At 70.0% G+C, this 16619-nt stretch carries 21 protein-coding genes and 1 pseudogene; 4 read left to right on the top strand and 18 right to left on the bottom strand.

Annotation, left to right across the window (positions count from 1 at the left end; genetic code table 11):
• Positions 1–165 precede the first annotated feature (165 nt).
• On the top strand, positions 166–522 hold the full coding sequence (locus ABT186_RS08920; protein ID WP_351924263.1) for a metalloregulator ArsR/SmtB family transcription factor: 357 nt from the start codon (positions 166–168) through the stop codon (positions 520–522).
• 54 nt (positions 523–576) lie between these two features.
• Here ABT186_RS08920 and ABT186_RS08925 read toward each other — a convergent pair whose 3' ends face one another.
• The 7 genes from ABT186_RS08925 to ABT186_RS08955 all read right to left on the bottom strand — a co-directional run bounded on the left by ABT186_RS08925 (position 577) and on the right by ABT186_RS08955 (position 5315).
• The gene (locus ABT186_RS08925; RefSeq protein ID WP_502973159.1) at positions 577–708 is read right to left on the bottom strand and encodes a hypothetical protein; all 132 of its coding nucleotides are present in this window, start codon (positions 706–708) and stop codon (positions 577–579) included.
• Between the two features lie 67 nt (positions 709–775).
• Complete coding sequence (gene chrA / locus ABT186_RS08930) at positions 776–2014, bottom strand: chromate efflux transporter (protein WP_351924265.1); 1239 nt, start codon at positions 2012–2014, stop codon at positions 776–778.
• 52 nt (positions 2015–2066) lie between these two features.
• Positions 2067–2441, bottom strand: a complete 375-nt coding sequence (locus tag ABT186_RS08935) for a hypothetical protein (RefSeq protein WP_351224176.1) — start codon at positions 2439–2441, stop codon at positions 2067–2069.
• A 22-nt stretch (positions 2442–2463) separates the two neighbouring features.
• A complete protein-coding gene (locus tag ABT186_RS08940; RefSeq protein ID WP_351224178.1) occupies positions 2464–2895 on the bottom strand; it encodes a chromate resistance protein ChrB domain-containing protein in 432 nt (143 codons plus the stop codon).
• Positions 2892–3419, bottom strand: coding sequence for a Chromate resistance protein ChrB (locus ABT186_RS08945; RefSeq protein ID WP_351924267.1), 528 nt, complete (start codon positions 3417–3419; stop codon positions 2892–2894). Before ABT186_RS08945 ends, ABT186_RS08940 begins: the two co-directional genes overlap by 4 nt.
• A gap of 103 nt (positions 3420–3522) precedes the next feature.
• A complete protein-coding gene (locus ABT186_RS08950; protein WP_351924269.1) occupies positions 3523–4617 on the bottom strand; it encodes a sensor histidine kinase in 1095 nt (364 codons plus the stop codon).
• The gene (locus ABT186_RS08955; protein ID WP_502973161.1) at positions 4614–5315 is read right to left on the bottom strand and encodes a response regulator transcription factor; all 702 of its coding nucleotides are present in this window, start codon (positions 5313–5315) and stop codon (positions 4614–4616) included. Before ABT186_RS08955 ends, ABT186_RS08950 begins: the two co-directional genes overlap by 4 nt.
• A gap of 186 nt (positions 5316–5501) precedes the next feature.
• Between ABT186_RS08955 and ABT186_RS08960 the strand changes: the two genes are divergently transcribed.
• Both ABT186_RS08960 and ABT186_RS08965 read left to right on the top strand, forming a co-directional pair.
• The gene (locus ABT186_RS08960; protein ID WP_351924271.1) at positions 5502–5783 is read left to right on the top strand and encodes a hypothetical protein; all 282 of its coding nucleotides are present in this window, start codon (positions 5502–5504) and stop codon (positions 5781–5783) included.
• The gene (locus tag ABT186_RS08965; protein WP_351924366.1) at positions 5669–6349 is read left to right on the top strand and encodes an ABC transporter permease; all 681 of its coding nucleotides are present in this window, start codon (positions 5669–5671) and stop codon (positions 6347–6349) included. The genes ABT186_RS08960 and ABT186_RS08965 overlap by 115 nt, the downstream gene beginning before the upstream one ends.
• 343 nt (positions 6350–6692) lie before the next feature.
• Here the strand turns inward: ABT186_RS08965 and ABT186_RS08970 are convergent, their stop codons facing one another.
• Positions 6693–6926: a hypothetical protein gene (locus ABT186_RS08970; RefSeq protein ID WP_351224198.1), complete on the bottom strand. Its 234-nt coding sequence runs from the start codon at positions 6924–6926 to the stop codon at positions 6693–6695.
• A 41-nt stretch (positions 6927–6967) separates the two neighbouring features.
• On the opposite strand from ABT186_RS08970, the gene ABT186_RS08975 reads away from it, so the two are divergent.
• A complete protein-coding gene (locus ABT186_RS08975) occupies positions 6968–7294 on the top strand; it encodes a hypothetical protein (RefSeq protein ID WP_351224200.1) in 327 nt (108 codons plus the stop codon).
• Between the two features lie 191 nt (positions 7295–7485).
• Here ABT186_RS08975 and ABT186_RS47905 read toward each other — a convergent pair.
• From ABT186_RS47905 to ABT186_RS09020, 10 genes and pseudogenes are all read right to left on the bottom strand, one after another.
• A pseudogene (locus ABT186_RS47905) lies at positions 7486–7652 on the bottom strand (helix-turn-helix domain-containing protein); the annotation flags it as partial.
• Positions 7653–7758: 106 nt separating this feature from the next.
• Positions 7759–8307 carry a 6-phospho-3-hexuloisomerase gene (gene hxlB / locus ABT186_RS08980; protein WP_351224204.1) on the bottom strand — a complete coding sequence of 183 codons (549 nt, stop codon included), beginning with the start codon at positions 8305–8307 and terminating at the stop codon, positions 7759–7761.
• A 46-nt stretch (positions 8308–8353) separates the two neighbouring features.
• Positions 8354–9385 carry a zinc-dependent alcohol dehydrogenase gene (locus tag ABT186_RS08985; RefSeq protein WP_351924273.1) on the bottom strand — a complete coding sequence of 344 codons (1032 nt, stop codon included), beginning with the start codon at positions 9383–9385 and terminating at the stop codon, positions 8354–8356.
• Positions 9386–9401: 16 nt separating this feature from the next.
• Positions 9402–10169, bottom strand: a complete 768-nt coding sequence (locus tag ABT186_RS08990; RefSeq protein ID WP_351224208.1) for an SDR family NAD(P)-dependent oxidoreductase — start codon at positions 10167–10169, stop codon at positions 9402–9404.
• Positions 10170–11201 (bottom strand): NAD(P)-dependent alcohol dehydrogenase, encoded by a 1032-nt coding sequence (locus ABT186_RS08995; RefSeq protein WP_351924275.1) that lies wholly within the window; start codon positions 11199–11201, stop codon positions 10170–10172. It abuts the gene before it with no gap.
• 2 nt (positions 11202–11203) lie between these two features.
• Positions 11204–11875, bottom strand: coding sequence for a beta/alpha barrel domain-containing protein (locus ABT186_RS09000; protein ID WP_351924277.1), 672 nt, complete (start codon positions 11873–11875; stop codon positions 11204–11206).
• Positions 11872–13368: a xylulokinase gene (xylB, locus tag ABT186_RS09005; RefSeq protein ID WP_351924279.1), complete on the bottom strand. Its 1497-nt coding sequence runs from the start codon at positions 13366–13368 to the stop codon at positions 11872–11874. The genes ABT186_RS09000 and xylB overlap by 4 nt, the downstream gene beginning before the upstream one ends.
• Positions 13369–13481: 113 nt before the next feature.
• Positions 13482–14495 carry an ABC transporter substrate-binding protein gene (locus ABT186_RS09010; RefSeq protein ID WP_351224216.1) on the bottom strand — a complete coding sequence of 338 codons (1014 nt, stop codon included), beginning with the start codon at positions 14493–14495 and terminating at the stop codon, positions 13482–13484.
• 96 nt (positions 14496–14591) lie between these two features.
• Positions 14592–15647, bottom strand: a complete 1056-nt coding sequence (locus ABT186_RS09015) for an ABC transporter permease (protein WP_351224218.1) — start codon at positions 15645–15647, stop codon at positions 14592–14594.
• Positions 15644–16432 carry an ATP-binding cassette domain-containing protein gene (locus tag ABT186_RS09020; RefSeq protein WP_351224220.1) on the bottom strand — a complete coding sequence of 263 codons (789 nt, stop codon included), beginning with the start codon at positions 16430–16432 and terminating at the stop codon, positions 15644–15646. Before ABT186_RS09020 ends, ABT186_RS09015 begins: the two co-directional genes overlap by 4 nt.
• Positions 16433–16619 lie beyond the last annotated feature (187 nt).

A 16619-nucleotide genomic window follows, 5' to 3' on the forward strand; every position in this document is an offset into this window, starting at 1 on the left:
GTGCTGGTGCCCGTGGTCGTGGTGGCCGTCGGCGTGCGGGTGCTCGTGATGGCCGTGGCCGTGCGGCTTGTGGGTGTGGGTCTGCTCGCTCACGGTGGTGCACCTTTCCCGGACGGCGGGCTGGGGGGACTGGACGACGGCGCTGCTGCATCCCATTATGTGCACATGAACGCACGCATGCATCTATCAGGTGCGCACGGCTCGCAACAGCCAGAAGAAGGTGAACGCATCGCGGTAGCCGTAGAGGTTCTCGGCCTACTCGCCGACCGCACGCGTCTGGCTCTGCTGCGGCGGCTCGGCGAGAGCGAGGCCGATGTCACGACGTTGACCGCAGCGACCGATGCGACGCGGACCTCGGTCAGCCAGCATCTGGCCCGGCTGCGCCTGGCCGGGCTCGTCACCACCCGCAAGGAGGGGCGCCGAGTCGTCTACGGCCTGCGCCACGGACACTTGCGCCGCCTGGTCGACGAGGCGCTGAACGTCGCCGACCACCAGATCGGCCACCTGCCGCCCCACGACTGACGCCCCACGGTGCAGGGGATGCCGGCTGGTGACGCGGTTACCGGATCGGACGGGTCACGGTTCGACGGCTTGGCGGATGCGGCGCGACAGGCTGGAGGCGTACAGGTCGAGGACACCGGGAGGGTCGGCCAGGCCCGGCCCGCCGGCCTCGACCCAGGCCGCAATGTCGTCTGCGGCGTCCGGCACCACGTACCGCCACCCCTCCCTGGCCCACCTGCCTCGTTAGCCGGGCCGCCAAGTCACCCGGGTCCAATCAGAGGAGCAGCAGGCCGAGGACACCGGCCACCCCGACGACGTAGGGTTCGGGGATCTTGAAGCGCCACAGCAGGGCCAGGGTGGCCAGGGCTATGGCGGCGGTGGGGATGTCGGTGACGGCCTGGCGGGTCAGGACGACCACCGCGCCGCACAGGGCGCCGCCCGCGGCGGCGGTGGCTCCGGTGACGAACGCCTTGAGCTGGGGGTTGTCGCGGTGGCGGATGAACCAGCGGCCGGGGACGACGACGCCCAGGTAGATGGGGATGAAGATGGCGACGGTGGCGACCAGCGCGCCGGTGGCGCCTCCGACGAGGTAGCCGATGAAGCCGGCGGTGATCACGACCGGGCCCGGGGTGATGAGTCCCATCGCCACGGCGTCCAGGAACTGGGCCTGGGTGAGCCAGTGGTGCTGGGTGACGACGCCGTCGCGCAGCAGGGGGACGATGGCCAGGCCGGAGCCGAAGACCAGGGCGCCGGTCTTGAGGAAGAACAGGCCGAGGGAGGCAAGAGTCCCGCCGGTGGCGAGGGTGCCGAGGGTGGTGGAGGCCAGGGGCCAGGTGGCGATGCCGTACGTGGAGGTGCCCTTGCTGGGAGACGGGGTGCGGCGGCGCGGCAGGCGCAGGCGGGGCCGGGCGTCGAGGAGGATCATCAGCAGGCCGGCGCCGACGATGAGGTAGATCGGTTCCCTGCCGGTGAGGGCGGTGACCGCGAACACCACGGCGCTGATGGCCCAGGTTCGCCAGTCCTTGCCGTCGGTGAGGCTGACCAGCTTGTAGGCGGCGATGGTGATGATCGCCATGACGGCGGGGGCGATGCCGTAGAAGAGGGCTTGTACGACGCTGAGGCCCGAGTAGTGGGCGTAGATGGCGGCGACGCCGGTGACCATGAGGAACGACGGCGCGATGAACGCGAGCGCGGTGGCCGCGGCGCCGAGCGCGCCGCGCTTGAGGTAGCCGACCCACATGGCGACCTGTGCGGCCAGCGGGCCGGGCATGGTCTGGCCGAGGGCGACGCCGTTGAGGAACTCCTGCTTGGCGATCCAGCCGCGCTTTTCCACCAGGTCGCGCTGCATGTAGCCGACCACGGCGATGGGGCCGCCGAACCCGAGGGTGCCCAGACGCAGGAAGTACCGCAGCACGGCGGTGAAACCGGGGTTGTCCGGTGCCGTCGCCGTGGGCTGCGCGGAGGTCTCTGTGTCGCCGGGCGTGCTGGGCGTCGACGCGTCCTCGGAACTCATTCGAGCACTGTAACCACGGTTGCATTTTTTCGACAGTGGGCACGAGCGCCGGTCAGATGGTGATGACGTTGACTGCCAGTGAGGCGAGGGTGGCGAGTGCCCGGGTCTGGGCGTAGCGGCGTGGGTCCGCCGGGAGGCGTACGTCGGCGTAAAGGCTGAGGAAGACATAGGTGAGGACGGGTGTGGCCCAGTCGTTGGCGGAGAATCCCGGCAGGCCGTCCTTGTTCAGCGGCGTCATGTTCGCGGAGGTCCGCCACAGGTACACGGAGGCCGCGGACAGTACGGCGACTGCGGCCATGTCGGGCCATGCGGCTCGGGGCAGCCGCCAGACGGCCACGGCCAGTGCGAGGGCGCCGGTGATGGCGGCGGTCAGCCCGATGTGGGCGGTGGTGAAGACCTCGGGTGACGAGGCGAGGACGAGTGGCATGGCGTGCTCCGGGATGACGTGGTCAGGAGGGCTCGCGCCCCAGCAGCATGCCCCGGTGGTGGTACTCGTACAGGCCGTCGAAGAGCGGGCCGGTCAGCTCCAGGATCCGTTGGTCGTCACAGATCATGGACAGGCCGCGCAGGACGACGTCCACGCCTGGGGCTTCGGGGGCGTCGTAGCGTTCGTCGTCGAGGTCGGCCTCGTGGACGATCTCCGCGAGTTTCCACAGCACGGGTTCGGTCAGGTCGTAGTGGCGCAGGATCGTCTCGAAGGAGCAGTCGCCGCCATGGTGGCCGAGTTCGACGCCGCGCATGTCGAACGGGGTGGCGTCATCGGGGACTTCGGCGGGGTCGGTGACGAAGACGAACTTCGCGTCCTTGTCGATGTGGCGGCGGATGAGCCAGGCGCAGGCGGCCCGGTCGATGTGGATGCCGACGCGGGTGGCCCACTTCATGCGTTCTTCTCCGGGTGGCTTGCGGTCTTCGGTGCCGTGGGGGCTTTGCTGCCCGGTTCGTCGGCGAGGGCGCGTACGGCGGCGTGGGCGCGGTCGCGTTCGAGGGGCGGGAAGAAGTCGCGGCGGCTGATGCGGCGTAGTTCAGCGCGCAGCCTGCGGGCGACGGATGCGGCGTTGGCGGTGCCGGTGGCCTGGGATGCCTCGTCGATGACGGCCTGGTATTCCGCGGCGCGGGCGGCGGCCATGGCGGTGGCCAGTTCACGTTCCTGGGCGTGGGCGGCTGGCCGGGCGATCCAGAGGGAGGCGGTGCCACCGGCCTCGATCGCCTCGTCGGCGATCCACTCCAGCTGTTCGCGGGTGCGTGCGTCGGCGGGCAGGGCGACCAGCCCGTCGGAGAGCTGGGCGACGCCCAGGCGCTTGAGCTTGCGCCAGAGGGCGATGCGGGGCGTGGACGGCTCGCGGGGCATCCGGTAGGAGAGCAGGACCCACTCGCCCGGCCCGCGGACCGGACCGTCAGCGGCCATGGCACGTGCCGATCCGTGCGGCGGAGTTTGTCCGGCCCATCGATGCTCCCCACGGCTGGATACCGACTAAACGTAACCATGGTTGCATGGTGCTCTGGGCCCATCAAGCCGACGCGGGTGGCCGTGGCAGGGCCGGGAGGGAGATCCATACGACTGCTCCGCCGTCGGGGTGGTTGAAGGCGCCGTACTGGCCGTGGGCGGCGCGGGCGATGGCGGCGGTGATGGCCAGGCCGAGGCCGGTGCCGGTGGTGGCGCGGGAGCGGTCGGCCTGGGTGAAGCGGTCGAAGGCGTGGGGGAGGAAGTCGGGTGGGAAGCCGGTGCCGTGGTCGCGGACCTCGATGCGGATCTGGTTCCCGTCGTGGTGCGCGGTGACTTCGACGGGGCCGCGGCCGTGCTGCTGGGCGTTGTGGATCAGGTTCGTCACGGCTCGGTCGAGCCGGTCGCCGGGGACGGCGGCGGTCAGCCCGGTAGGGCAGTCGACGGTGATGGTCTTGTCGGGGGAGCCATTGCGCAGGCGGGCCGCGACGCGGTGCAGCAGCGGTGCCAGGTCGGACACCACCGACCCGGCCGACGTGGTGTCCCGACGGTCGGTGCGGGCCAGGAGCAGCAGGTCCTCGGCGAGCTGGACCAGCCGTTCGGTCTCCTCGTGTGCGGAGACGAGGGCGGCGTGCAGTTCGGTGGCGTCGCGGGGATGGCGGAGAGCGAGTTCGATCTCGGTGCGTAGCAGGCTGAGGGGGGTGCGCAGTTCGTGGCTGGCGTCGGCGACAAAGAGGCGCTCGTGGTCCAGGGCGGTCTGCAGGCGGGTGAGCATGTCGTTGAGGGTGGTGGCGAGGCGTGCGATCTCGTCGCGGCTGGGCGGTACGTCGAGACGGTGGTCGGGGGTGTCCTCGGTGACGGCGGCGGCCTGGGTGCGCATGCGCTCCACCGGGCGCAGGGCCGCGGCGGCCAGCAGGTAGGCGCCGATGGTGGCCAGGACGAAGACAATGGGCAGGGCGGTGAGCAGTTCGCGCACCAGGTCGTCGAGGGCTTCCTGCTGGGCCTGGTGGGCGATGCCCGTGGCGGCGCCGTATTCGGCCTGGGACTCGCGGAAGCGGCTGAGGGTGAGGTAGCCGGCGCCGGCCAGGACCAGGGCCATCACGGCGGCGAAGATCGCGGTGAGGCGGATGCGGAGCGGGATGCGGAGCGGGATGCGGTTCATGACGGGCGGCTCGTGGGGGTGCGGCCGCCGTCGCGGCGGATCCGGTATCCGGCGCCGCGGACGGTCTCGACGGCCTGGGTGCCATACGGGCGGTCGATCTTGTCGCGCAGGGCCTTGATGTGGGCGTCGACCACGTTGGAGCCGGGACTGGTGCCCAGGTCCCAGCAGTGCTCGACGAGCATGGCCCGGGTCAGGACGGCGCCGGGGCGGCGCAGCAGGGCTTCGAGGAGGGCGTACTCCTTGGCGGTCAGGCAGATCTCCTCCTCCCCGCGCCGCACGGTGCGGGTGGCCGGGTCCAGGGACAGGTCGCCGGCGCTGAGGACGGCCGGGCGTTCGAACGGACCGCGGCGGATCAGCACCCGCAGCCGTGCGAAGAGTTCCTCAAGGCTGAACGGTTTGGTGAGGTAGTCGTCCGCTCCGCCGTCCAGGCCGCGCACGCGGTCAGCGACGGCGTCCTTGGCGGTGAGCATCAGCACGGGCAGCCAGGTGCCGCGCCTGCGCAGGGCGGCGCAGACCTCGAAGCCGTCCAAGCCGGGCAGCATCACGTCCAGCACCATCGCGTCGTAGATGGCCACGTCGGTGAGAGCCAGTGCCTGGGGGCCATCAGGGGCTGTGTCGACGGCATAGCCTTCCTCGGTCAGGGCCCGGCGCAGCAGGTCGCGCATCTTCGGCTCGTCCTCGACCACCAGGATCCGCATCGCACCTTCCCCTCGTTCGCCGTCACCGCACACCTCGTCGGGCGGTTCACGATCCCCGCCGCTCATGAAGGTGGCATGAAGTCACCCGTTTGTCCGGGTGGCTCTTCATGGCAACTTCATCAGGGGCGGCTTCTGTGACCACATAGGCACCTTCGACTTCGACAACGATCTCGACGAGGAGTGGTCATGTCACCCCGTTCGATCACCAAGCCGGCCGCAGGGGCGGCGGCCGCGCTCCTGCTGGTGACGGGCAGCGGCCTGCTCGCAGGCTGCGGCAACCAGACGAGAAGCGACGCCGACGGTACGAGCGCGGCCGCGGCGCAGGCCGCCTCCGCCTGGCCCGCGACATCACCCTGGCTGCCGGCCGCGCCGCACTCCAACTCGCTGCCGTCGGCGCCCTCCTGCTCCTGGTCTTCCGCCACACCGGCCTCGCCGGAGCCATCGGCTGGCTCGCCCTCATGGTCCTGATCGCCGGCCGGGTCGCCGCCCGCCGCACCCCCGCCCTGCCGAGGGTCCTCCCCACGGCGACCGCCGCGATCACCGTCGGCACGGCGGCGACCATGGGCACCCTGCTCGCCCTCGGCGTGATCGCCACCCAGGCCCGCGTCGTCATCCCCGTCGGCGGCATGGTCGTCTCCGGCGCCATGCAGGCCACCGCCCTAGCCCTGACCCGCCTCCACGACGAGGTCCGCACCGCCCGCCCCGCCATCGAGGCCCGCCTCAGCCTCGGCCTCTGTGCCACCGACGCCTTCGCCCCACACCAGCGCACCATCGTCCGCACGGCCCTGATCCCGGCCCTCGACTCCACCAAGACCGTCGGCGTCATCAGCCTGCCCGGCGCCATGACCGGCCTCATCCTCGCCGGAGTCGACCCCTTCACCGCGATCCGCTACCAGATCGTCGTGATGTACATGCTGCTCGCGGCGGCCGCGCTGGCCGCGCTCATCGCCGTACGCCTCGCCGAACGCGCTCTGTTCGACGACGCCCACCGCCTGCGCCCCATCACCACCCAACCCGGGAAGACCCACACGTGACCTACCTCCTCAGCACCCGAGCCCCGCTGGCCCTTGCCAGTGGGTTGCTCCTCACACTCGCCGCCGACTTCACCTCGCTGCGCGAGTAGGACCTGGCAGACGCCGGTTTCTAGGAGGGAACCCTCCGAATGACGGGTCGGACGCCGCAAAGGACAAGATCGTGAGACAGATCTGACGTGCCCCTTGAACGAGACGGCGGATGAAGCCCAGGTCACCACGCCGGAACGGGACAATCCGATTGCGGGCCTACACCACCGGCCCGGTTCGGCCTCCGACGGCGGCACAGGTGCGAGATGCGCAAGGCTCGGACCAAGACTGGCGGGCGGGGGGATCGCCTGAAATCTCAGCCCTCGATGTGATAGCGGCTCTGGGCCACGACGGCTTGGCGGATCTTGGTGGTGAAGTCGGCGGTACGGGCGATCCGGTGATCGTCTTCCATCGGCCGGGCGGCGGCGCCCGCATCCGGTTCGCGTGGACCGACCGGGGCCCCGCGCTCGGCGAGCGCATCGACCAGCTCGCCCTCGCCTCGGCTCCCTCGCCCCCCGGCTCGCTCCCGCAGCTTCACTCTGGCCGACACAGATGCTGCGTGGCTGCTCCATTCCTGAAAGGCTTCAAGGCATGCGAGAGATCAGCGGGGTTGGTGCCGTCCGTATCGAGTACAGCCACTTCTCAGTAGGCGAGCATTGGGAGCGAGGCTTCGAGCGCAGGAAGAGCGAGCCGAATTTCCAGACCGACGAAGAGGTAATCGTGCCCGGCCAGCTCGTCGTGACGTCGCGGGTTCAGGAGCATACTGCGCCGGTCGTTTTGGCTGTCAACGACCAACTGGACGAGGCACCGGGATCGGCCAGGACGCTGGTTGCTTCTGTGGACTACCAGCCGGTCTACAAGGGCCGCAAGGCAGCCTTTGACACGATGAACGGCCCGGCTCAGCCTGCCCGTGCATGATCACCACCGCCGAGGCCGAAGGACACACCTGCTCGGCCGGGCAAACCGGCTTCGCACCCCCGTCTCATCGCCGCCGCAGGGCACATCCTCACTTCACCATCACCGCACAGGGCCAGCCAGTGGGGTTTCTCATCCTCCAGGAACAGGTCCGGGCCGAGCACGTCGCCACCTCTCAGGACGCAACCCCGATCCAGATACGGCCGCTTCGCCGGTCCGCTCGAGCGCAACGCCGCGGTGCCGCCGCCTTCCTGCCAGGGCCGCGCCACCGCTCCACCGACAGCACGCTGACCCGTAACTCCGCGGCGATCACCGAGCTCTTCTCACCGCGAGCGAAGCGATCAGCGGCCTGCAATCGCATAGCCTCGCGAAACGACAGGTCAGTAACGCGCGCAAACCCTTCGAAGGCAGCCCCTCCTGCGGGCCGCTCGCGCATCTCGCCGCCGAGTGGCCGGACCCGGGGGGCGTCACTGCATGTTGGTGTGGCGAGCGTGCATCTGCTCGTAGGCGTCATCGTCGTCTGCGGCGAGTTCCATGACGACGGCATCGAGAATGAGCAGGGCCCCTTGTTCGAACAAGCTGCCGCCGAACTGGTCGGTCGCCGCCTTCGGCACGGGCAGCACGATGTCCGCGAGGTCTGCCAGCGTGCTCGCCGGATTCGCGGTCACGACCAGCGTTCGTGCCCCCAGTTCTGCCGCCGTGCGGGCGAAGTGCACGGAGACCGGTGTCTCACCGGAACCCGAGATGACGATGAGCCCGTCGCCCGCCCTCACGGACGGTGCTGTCGCCTCCCCCAGCACGTGCACTTCCCGGCCGAGGTGCATCAGCCGCATGGCCGTCATCGAAGCCACGAGCCCGGAGCGGCCCTGCCCGGTGGCGAACCAACGTCGCCCCGGAGTCCGTAGCTCGGTCACGGCAGCGGTGAAGGAGACCTCGTCGACGTCGTGGAGGAGGTTCGCCACTTCGTGTCGGACGGCCAGCCACATCCGGCGTTCCTGAACCGATCGAGCATTCACTGGGCCACTCCTCTCTGGTCTCGGGTCGAGCATCCGGGCCCCCCGCTCACGCCGGGGCCACAGTGATGAGCACCTTGACCTGTTCGGGGTCACAGGAGGCGGCGAACGCCTTGTCCGCCTCGTGGAACGGGAAGGTCGCGGTGACGAGTTCGTCGACGTCCACCCCTCCGGAACCGATCAGGGACATCGCCTGGGCGAAGTCCTCGGCGACGTACATCAGACTTCCCGCGAGACGGATCTCGCGGTCCTGGATCAGGTCGATACGCACCGGTGTGGTCCCGGGCAGCCCCACCCCTACGACCACGACGAGGCCGCCCTTGGTCACCAGGTCGACGGCCTGCGCCAGCGAGGACTCGCGGGAGACGCAGTCGAAGACCACGTCCGCGGCCCCCTCCAGGGCATCGTGGGCTGCCGTGACCAGGTCGGGGGAGTCGGCGGGGAAGACCGCGTCGGCTCCCAGGCGCAGCGCACGGGCGCGCTTGGATGCGAGCAGATCGGTGACGGCGACCTTTGCGGCGCCTTGGTGCCTGGCGGCGGCGAGCAGCAGCAGACCGATCGGCCCGGCACCGAGAATCGCCACGGTGCGTCCCCGGAGGTCTCCCGCCTTGGCGATGGCGGCCAGTGGCGTGGCGAGCGGTTCGATCAGCGCGGCCTGGGTGTCGGACATGGCGTCCGGCAGGATGTGCACCCGGTCGGCCGGGATCGTGAACAACTCCGCAAGCCCGCCGGGCACTTGGCAGCCGAACACCTTCAGCTGCCGGCAGATGTTGTAGCGGCCGGAGCGGCACTGGAAGCAGGAGCCGCAGTACAGGTTGGGTTCCACGACGACGCGGTCGCCGACGCGCATGCTCTCGACGCCGCTGCCGGTGGCGGCTATGACTCCCACGACCTCGTGACCGGGGCGGTAGGGCAGCTCGATGAACGGGTGCCTGCCGAGCGCCGCATGCGTGTCCGAGCCGCACACGCCCACGAGCGAGGTGCGGACGAGGACCTCGCCCGGTCCTGCAACGGGTGCCGGCGCGGTCTCCCAGCCCACCTCGTCGGCGGTCACGACCACGCGCCTGATGTGTTGCGTCAACGTACTTCTCCGCTTCTCAGTACACGGTGTACCCGCCGTCGGCCACGACGACGGAACCGGTGATGAACGACGCCGCCTCGCTTGCGAGGAACACGACGGTCGGTGCTATCTCCTCGGGCAGCGCATAGCGTTGCTGCGGGGTGTCCTCGATCCAGTGGCGGCGCAGATCAGGACGGTCCACCGGTGCCATCTCCGTCTTGACGTAGCCGGGAGCGACCGCGTTGACGCGGATCCCGGCATCGGCCCACTCGGCCGCGAGGGATTTCGTGAGGTGGTGCACGGCCGCCTTGGAGGCGTTGTACGCGTGCTGCCACTGGGGCCGGTTGACGATGAGGCCCGACATGGACCCGATGTTGACGATGGATCCGCCGCCCGTGTCGGCCATGTGGCGTGCGGCCGCGAGGCTGCACTTCCACAGCGCGCGGACGTTGAGGTCGAAGACCTGCGCCCACTCTTCGTCCGTGGCGTGCCAGGAGTCGTTGTGGAAGCAGGTGCCGGCGTTGTTGACGAGGATGTCCAGGCCGCCGAGCGCGTCGGCGGCCTCGCCTGTCATGCGCTCCACGTCGGCGTCGTCCGTGATGTCGGCCGTGATCGGGTGCAGGCGCAGCCCCTGCTCGGCTGCCTGTTTCACCGCGCCGGCTGTGCGTTCGCCGTCGCGGGCCGCGATTGCGACGTCGGCGCCGGCTTCGGCGAGTGCGGTGGCGAAGGCCAGGCCCAGTCCGCGGTTGCCGCCGGTGACCAGGGCCCTGCGGCCGTTCAGTGCGAACGTGTCGAGGACGCCCATTCAGAGCACCACCAGCGTCTTCAGGGTGCCGGGCACCTTGTCGTTGTTGAGCGCCTTCTCGGTGTCCTCCAGTGCGAACCGGGCGGTGACCACGCTGTCCAGGTCGACCTGGCCCGAGGCGACGAGGTGCGCGGCGAGGGGCCAGGTGTCCGTGTAGCGGAACACTCCGGTGATGATCAGCTCGCGGGCCTGGATCACGGGGATGGGCATCGGGATCTGGTCCGCGCCCATGCCCACGAGGACGACGACGCCGCCCCCGCGGACGGCCTCGATGCCGCTGATGACCGCGGGCGTCGCGCCGGAGGCGTCGATGAAGGCGTCCACGGCCAGGTCGCGCACCGCCTCCTTCGTCGGGTCGAGCGTGCGGGTGGCACCGAACCGCTCGGCCAGGGCCCGGCGGTCGGCCGCCGGGTCGGACACGATGACCTCGGCGGCGCCGAACGCCCTGGCCGCCTGGGCCGTGATGACGCCGATCGGACCGGCACCGGCGATCAGCACCCGGGAGCCGGGCACGATACGGGCCTTGCGGGAGGCCCAGATGCCGACGGACAGCGGTTCGAGCAGCGCGGCGGATTCGTCGGAGACGGCGTCGGGCACGGGGTGGGCGAAGTCGGCCTGGATGGTCACGTATTCGCAGAAGGCGCCGTCGATGGGCGGGGTGGCGTAGAACTCCATCTCGGGGCAGAGGTTGTAGCGGCCCGCCTTGCACTGCCCGCAGACACGGCAGGGACGCTGCGGTTCGATGGCGACCCGCTCTCCGGTCCGGGAGGCGTCGACGTCGTCGCCGACCGCGACGATGCGTCCGGAGACCTCGTGACCGAGGACGAGCGGCGCGTCGACGACGAAGTCACCGATTCGGCCTTCCCGGTAGTAGTGGACATCCGAACCGCAGACACCGACCGCGGCGACCTTGATCAGCACTTCGTCACGCTGCGGCCGGGGAACTGGGCGCTCCTCCATGACGATTTCGCCGACGCCGGTGAGGACGCTCGCGCGCATGGTCTCGGGAATCGCCGTTGACGTGGTGGACATGGTCACACTCCTTCGGAGGGGAGGACGGCGGGAGCCGTGGTGGAGAACAGCGCCCGGCCGGAGACGACGTAGCGGGCGCCGGCACGCAGGCAGGCGGCGAGGTTCGTCTGGTCGACTCCCCCGTCGACACCCGCCGGAAGAACGGGCGCGAGTTGCTCGACCCTGGCCAGCAGGGCCGGATCGGCGGTGTCGGAGCTGCCCGGCTTGATGAGCATGACGAGCACCCCGTCGACGGCTTCCAGGACGTGCTGGACGGCGGTGAGACTGGTCTGCGGCGCGACCGCGAGCCACGCCTCGGCCCCGCTGCGGTGGATCTGCTCGGCGACGGCCGTCGGGTCCGCGCACGATTCGACGGGGAACGTGACGCGGTCGACCTTCGCGGCGCAGACCTCGTCGAGGGGGCCGTCGAGTTCCTCCGCGATGAGGTGGACGTCCAGGGGGCCGAGCCGGCGGTCCTTCAGGGTGCGTACAAGGGACAGGTCGACGCCCCGGTGGGTGAGGTCGTCGACGATCACGTCGGCGTGGATCCAGAGCCGCTCCTTGGCCAGGTGGCGTGCGGCGGCCATCTGGTCGGACTCGGCGACCGCGTAGATGCTTCCGGCCAGGGTGGCGCCGGAATGACCGTCGATCTGCGCGGTGATGGCCGGGTTCAGCGAACCCGTGTAGCCCTTCACGACGTCCTTCCTGTCGCGCCGGAGGTATCGGCGTCCAGGGCGTCCCAGGCGGCGAGCACGTCGTAGCGGGCGGCGGCGTGTGCGCGTGCCGTCTCGGAGCCGGCGCGCGGTGTGGCGGCGACCTGTGTGGTAGGAGCCCACTGTCTGAGGACCTCCCGTACCGGGCGGCCCAAGGCGATGGCGGCGGCCTGGACGCACGCTCCCCGTGCGGACGCCTCCGGGGCGTCGGCGAGGAGGACCTCGCGGCCGGTGAGGTCGGCCAGGAGCTGGGTGTAGGCCGGGGAGCGTGAGCCCCCGCCGGTGGCGATGAGACGTCCGCCGGTGGCGACTCCCGCGGTGTTGAGATGCCGCTCGCCGGAGACCAGCCCGAGGATCACCCCCTCGAAGGCGGCGCGGGCCAGGTCCTCCCGGGTGGTGTGGGAGGTGAGTCCCGCCAGCAGCCCGTGCGCTCCGGGGCGGTTGGGCTTGCGCTCGCCGTCCAGGAACGCCGCGAGGACCAGCCCGGAGTCTTCGGGCGCGGTGAGGGCCAGCTTGGACAGTTCCTCGTGGCCGACGCCGAGGATCCGCGCGAAGGTGTCGGTGACCCGTGCGGCATTGAGCGTGGACACCAGGGGCAGGTAGCCGCCGGTCATGTCGGCGACCCCGTCCACGATGCCGGTCGGGTCGAAGACCGGGGTGCGGCTGGCGGTGAAGACGACACCGGAGGTGCCGAAGGTGTAGACGACGTCGCCGGGCTCGATGCCCAAGCCGAGGGCCGCCGCATGCTGGTCGCCGCCTCCGGGTCCCACCAACGTCCCGAGGGACAGGCCGAGTTCGGTCGCCGCCCGCGGACACAGCGTTCCGACTGCCCGCGAGTCGTCGACCACCTCGGGCAGTACCTCCAGCCACTCGCGCCGATCGTCGACGTGGGCCAGCAGTTCGGGCAGATAGCGGGATTCCGCCGCGTTGTAGTAGCCGGTGCCGGAGGCTTCGGAGCGGTCGGTGACGTAGCGCCCGGAGAGTTTCCAGGTCAGCCAGTCGTGTGGCAGCAGGATCCTGCGCAGCCGCCGGAAGTTGTCCGTCTCGTTCTCGGCCAGCCAGGCCACCTTGCTGAGCGTGAAGGCGGCGGTGGGAAGAGATCCGACGGCGCGGATCCACTCCTGTGCCCCGATGCGCTGCTTGAGCCGTTCGAGCTGCTGTGCCGAGGTGGTGTCGTTCCACAGTTTCGCCGGCCGGATCACCTCGTCCTGCTCGTCCAACGCGACGAGGCCGTGGCACTGGGCATCGACGGAGACCGCGGCGATGTCGCTGCCGGATACGCCGGCCGAGCGCCGCGCGGCTTCGAACGCGGCTTTGAGGGCCGCCCACCACGAGGCCGGGTCCTGCTCACTGCTGGGCGGGAAGGCGGGCGGATGCGGTGCGCTCCCCGAACCGAGCAGGGAACCGTCGTCAAGGTCGCGGATCTCGACCTTGCAGGACTGGGTTGAGGAGTCCACTCCAGCGACGGAGGGCATTTCGGTGTCTCCTTATCAAGGATGTGCGGTCGCGATGTGCCCAGGGGTGTCGGGCACTGCGGCGACCCTTGTCCCTGCGGGCCCGGCGGTTTTCGCCGGGCCCATGCTCGTTCTCAGCAGGACTTGTAGATGTACGGCTTGACCGTGGCGTCGTCGATGTTCTGCTGGGTGATGGCCATCAGTCCGGTGATCTCGGTCTTGGGAACCTGCTTCCCCTTGCCGAGGTCGACGGCGTACTGGACACCCTTGACGCCCATGTCGTACGGGTTCTGCGACACGATGGCGTCGATGTCGCCGCCCTTGAGAGCCTGCACCTGGCTCGGCTGGGCGTCGAACGCCACGATCTTCACGCTCTTGCGCGCGTTGGCGTTGCGCACGCCGATGGGCGCGCCGTCGCCGGTGAAGTTGTCCACCGCGAAGACGCCCTTCAGGTCGGGGTTCGCCGCAAGCACGGAGCTCACCTTGGAGGCGGTGGCCTGCGCGGAGTGATCGGCGTACTGCGTGGTCAGCACGGTGATGTTCGGGTACTTGGACTTCATCCTGTCGACGAAGCCCTTCACCCGCTCGTCGTCGGTGCTGCTGCCCGGCGGCTCGCTCAGCGCCACGACCTTGCCCTTACCGCCGATGAGCTTGGCCATGGTGTCGGCACCCAGCGCACCGCCCGCGATGTTGTCACTGTTGACCTGGCTGGACAGGTCGGAGGTGTCGGTGAGCTTGGTGTCCACGGTGATGAGGTTGATGCCGGCCTGCTTGGCCTGGTGCATCGGCTGGAACATCGCGGTCTTGTCCGTCGGCGCGATGAGGATGGCCTGGGGGTTCTTGGCCACGACGGAGGAGAGCACCGGCTGCTGCTGGGAGGGGTCGAACGTCCCCGGGGCGGCGTAGCTGTAGCCGACGCCGAGCTTCTTGGCCTCGGTCTTGGCACCGCAGTCGATCGCGGCATAGAAGGGGCTGTCCTTCACGCCTCCGATCAGGGCGACGCTCTTGACCTCCTTCTGGGAGGTCGACGAGGCGGTGGTGGCGGAATTGCTGCAGCCGGTGGCGACGGCAACAAGGCCGGCAGCGGCGACGACGACCGCGGTGCGGCGAGTGGCGCCTTGGAAGACTCTGGGGACGAACGTGGACATGGACACTCCTGTCATGCGGCGGATGACGCGGCTCGGGGGAAGCGGCCGACGACTGTGCGGGAAGGGGATGGGCCGGGGACTGCTCCCCGGTGGGGGTTACCTTCGGTTCTGGTTTCCGCGGCGCACCTGGTCGATGAAGACGGCCAGGACCAGCACGGCGCCGACAGCGAAGGTCTGCCAGAACGGCTGGATGCCGACGATGGTGAAACCGCTCTGCAGCGTCACGGGCACGAAGGTGCCGATGACGGTGCCGAACACGGTGGCCACCCCGCCGAACAGGCTGGTGCCGCCGAGGACCGCTCCGGCGATGGTGGTGAGGTTGTCGCTGGTGTGTCCGCCGATCGTGGTGGTGGAGAACTGGGCGAGGCTCATCGCGCCGGCCACACCCGCGAGCGCGCCGCTGAGGACGTAGACCGAGATCAGATGGCGGCGCACCGGGACGCCCGACCGCAACGCGGCCTGCGCGTTGGAACCGATGGCCTTGGTCCTGACGCCGTACACCGTCTGCCACAGCACCAGGCCGCCCACGGCCGCGACCAGCAGGAAGATCAGGACGAGCAGGGGGATGCCGGCGAAGTTCTCGTAGCCGATGTACGTGGTCATCACGGAAGGCACCGTGCGGATGTCCAGGCCGCTGCTGAGGATCTGCGCCGCGCCGAGCGCCATGCCGAGGGTGCCCAGGGTGGCGATCAGCGCGGGAACGCGCAGACAGGTCACGATCAGACCGTTCACCAGCCCCCATACGGCGCTGGCGGCGACGCACACCAGGACGCCGACGATGACAGCGCCCCATCCGGCGCCGATGCCGCCCATCGCGCCCATGACCTTCGCCGATACGACGGTCCCGAACACCAGGACCGACCCCACCGACAGGTCGATGCCGCCGGTCGCCAGCACATACGTCTGTCCCACGGCGGCGACGCCGATCACGGCGGCCGACAGGGCGATGCTGCGGAAGTTGTAGGCACCGAGGAACGCGTCCGGGCGCAGGACCGAGAAGAGGACCACCATGAGCAGCAGGATGACCAGCATGCCCATGCTGGGCCGGGCCAGCAGACTCTGGGCAAGCCGGGATGTGCGGTCCCGTAGCGCGGACGGGGTACGGTTGGCGATCGCCTCGCCGACCGAGGTCTCGTGGTCGAGCAGGCTCATGAGGTCTCCTCCATGGACGTGCCGCTGGTCATCGCCTGCACCAGATCGGGCACCTGCGCCTCACCACGGCGGAACGCGGCCACCCGCTGGCCCAGGCGCAGGACCTGGATGGAGTCGGAGACTTCCAGGACGTCGGGCATGTTGTGGCTGATGAGCACCACCCCGATGCCGCTCTCGGCAACGCGGCGGATGAGCGCGAGGACGCTCTTGGTCTGCGCCACACCGAGCGCGGCCGTCGGCTCGTCCATGATCACCAGGTGCGACGCCCACATGGCGGCCCTGGTGATGGCGACGCTCTGCTGCTGGCCACCGGACAGCGCGGACACATGTGCCTTGTGGTCCTTGATCCGCACGTTGAGATCCGAGAAGACCTTGGCGGTCTCTTCCCGCATCGTGCGCCGGTCCACCAGACCCACCCGGCCCAGGAGACCGGCCTTGCGCCGCTCCCGGCCCAGGAAGACGTTCTCGTACGGCGTCAGGTCACCGGCAAGAGCGAGATCCTGGTAGACGGTCTCGATGCCGTGGGCCCTGATGTCCTGCGGCGAGGTCGGACGCACCGGCTTCCCGTCGATGAGCAGTTCTCCGTCGTCGGCGGTGTGCACGCCCGACAGCACCTTCACCAGGGTGCTCTTGCCGGCGCCGTTGTCACCGATCAGAGCGGTCACTTCGCCGGCACGCGCCTCGAAGTCTGCCCCACGGAGCGCCTCGACATGGCCGAAGCTCTTGCGGATCCCGCGCGCCTCCACCACCGGGGTGCCCACGGCCACTCCCACGCCCGCGGTCATGACAGACCGCCGTACATCCGGCGACGAGACGCCCTGCCGCTCGCCGCGCATCCTGCGAAGGGGACCCGCATCGGTCCCACCTCCCTTGATCAATTTCACCTCGCAGGTCCTGCGCGGCCTGTTTACGGATCCGTCGCAGTACCCCGGGCAGGAGACCCGCTCTCCGCCCATCTGACAAATTAGCCAC

It is taken from the genome of Streptomyces sp. NPDC001634 (assembly GCF_040298185.1).
GTDB lineage: Bacteria > Actinomycetota > Actinomycetes > Streptomycetales > Streptomycetaceae > Streptomyces.

What these genes read in the sequence shown, in the direction of transcription:
- ABT186_RS08920 (WP_351924263.1), top strand. Translation starts at nt 166, where the DNA reads ATGAACGCACGCATGCATCTATCAGGTGCGCACGGCTCGCAACAGCCA.
- chrA (WP_351924265.1), bottom strand. Translation starts at nt 2,014, where the DNA reads ATGAGTTCCGAGGACGCGTCGACGCCCAGCACGCCCGGCGACACAGAG.
- ABT186_RS08935 (WP_351224176.1), bottom strand. Translation starts at nt 2,441, where the DNA reads ATGCCACTCGTCCTCGCCTCGTCACCCGAGGTCTTCACCACCGCCCAC.
- ABT186_RS08940 (WP_351224178.1), bottom strand. Translation starts at nt 2,895, where the DNA reads ATGAAGTGGGCCACCCGCGTCGGCATCCACATCGACCGGGCCGCCTGC.
- ABT186_RS08945 (WP_351924267.1), bottom strand. Translation starts at nt 3,419, where the DNA reads ATGGCCGCTGACGGTCCGGTCCGCGGGCCGGGCGAGTGGGTCCTGCTC.
- ABT186_RS08950 (WP_351924269.1), bottom strand. Translation starts at nt 4,617, where the DNA reads ATGAACCGCATCCCGCTCCGCATCCCGCTCCGCATCCGCCTCACCGCG.
- ABT186_RS08955 (WP_502973161.1), bottom strand. Translation starts at nt 5,315, where the DNA reads ATGCGGATCCTGGTGGTCGAGGACGAGCCGAAGATGCGCGACCTGCTG.
- ABT186_RS08960 (WP_351924271.1), top strand. Translation starts at nt 5,502, where the DNA reads ATGTCACCCCGTTCGATCACCAAGCCGGCCGCAGGGGCGGCGGCCGCG.
- ABT186_RS08975 (WP_351224200.1), top strand. Translation starts at nt 6,968, where the DNA reads ATGCGAGAGATCAGCGGGGTTGGTGCCGTCCGTATCGAGTACAGCCAC.
- ABT186_RS08990 (WP_351224208.1), bottom strand. Translation starts at nt 10,169, where the DNA reads ATGGGCGTCCTCGACACGTTCGCACTGAACGGCCGCAGGGCCCTGGTC.
- ABT186_RS08995 (WP_351924275.1), bottom strand. Translation starts at nt 11,201, where the DNA reads ATGTCCACCACGTCAACGGCGATTCCCGAGACCATGCGCGCGAGCGTC.
- xylB (WP_351924279.1), bottom strand. Translation starts at nt 13,368, where the DNA reads ATGCCCTCCGTCGCTGGAGTGGACTCCTCAACCCAGTCCTGCAAGGTC.
- ABT186_RS09010 (WP_351224216.1), bottom strand. Translation starts at nt 14,495, where the DNA reads ATGTCCACGTTCGTCCCCAGAGTCTTCCAAGGCGCCACTCGCCGCACC.
- ABT186_RS09015 (WP_351224218.1), bottom strand. Translation starts at nt 15,647, where the DNA reads ATGAGCCTGCTCGACCACGAGACCTCGGTCGGCGAGGCGATCGCCAAC.
- ABT186_RS09020 (WP_351224220.1), bottom strand. Translation starts at nt 16,432, where the DNA reads ATGACCGCGGGCGTGGGAGTGGCCGTGGGCACCCCGGTGGTGGAGGCG.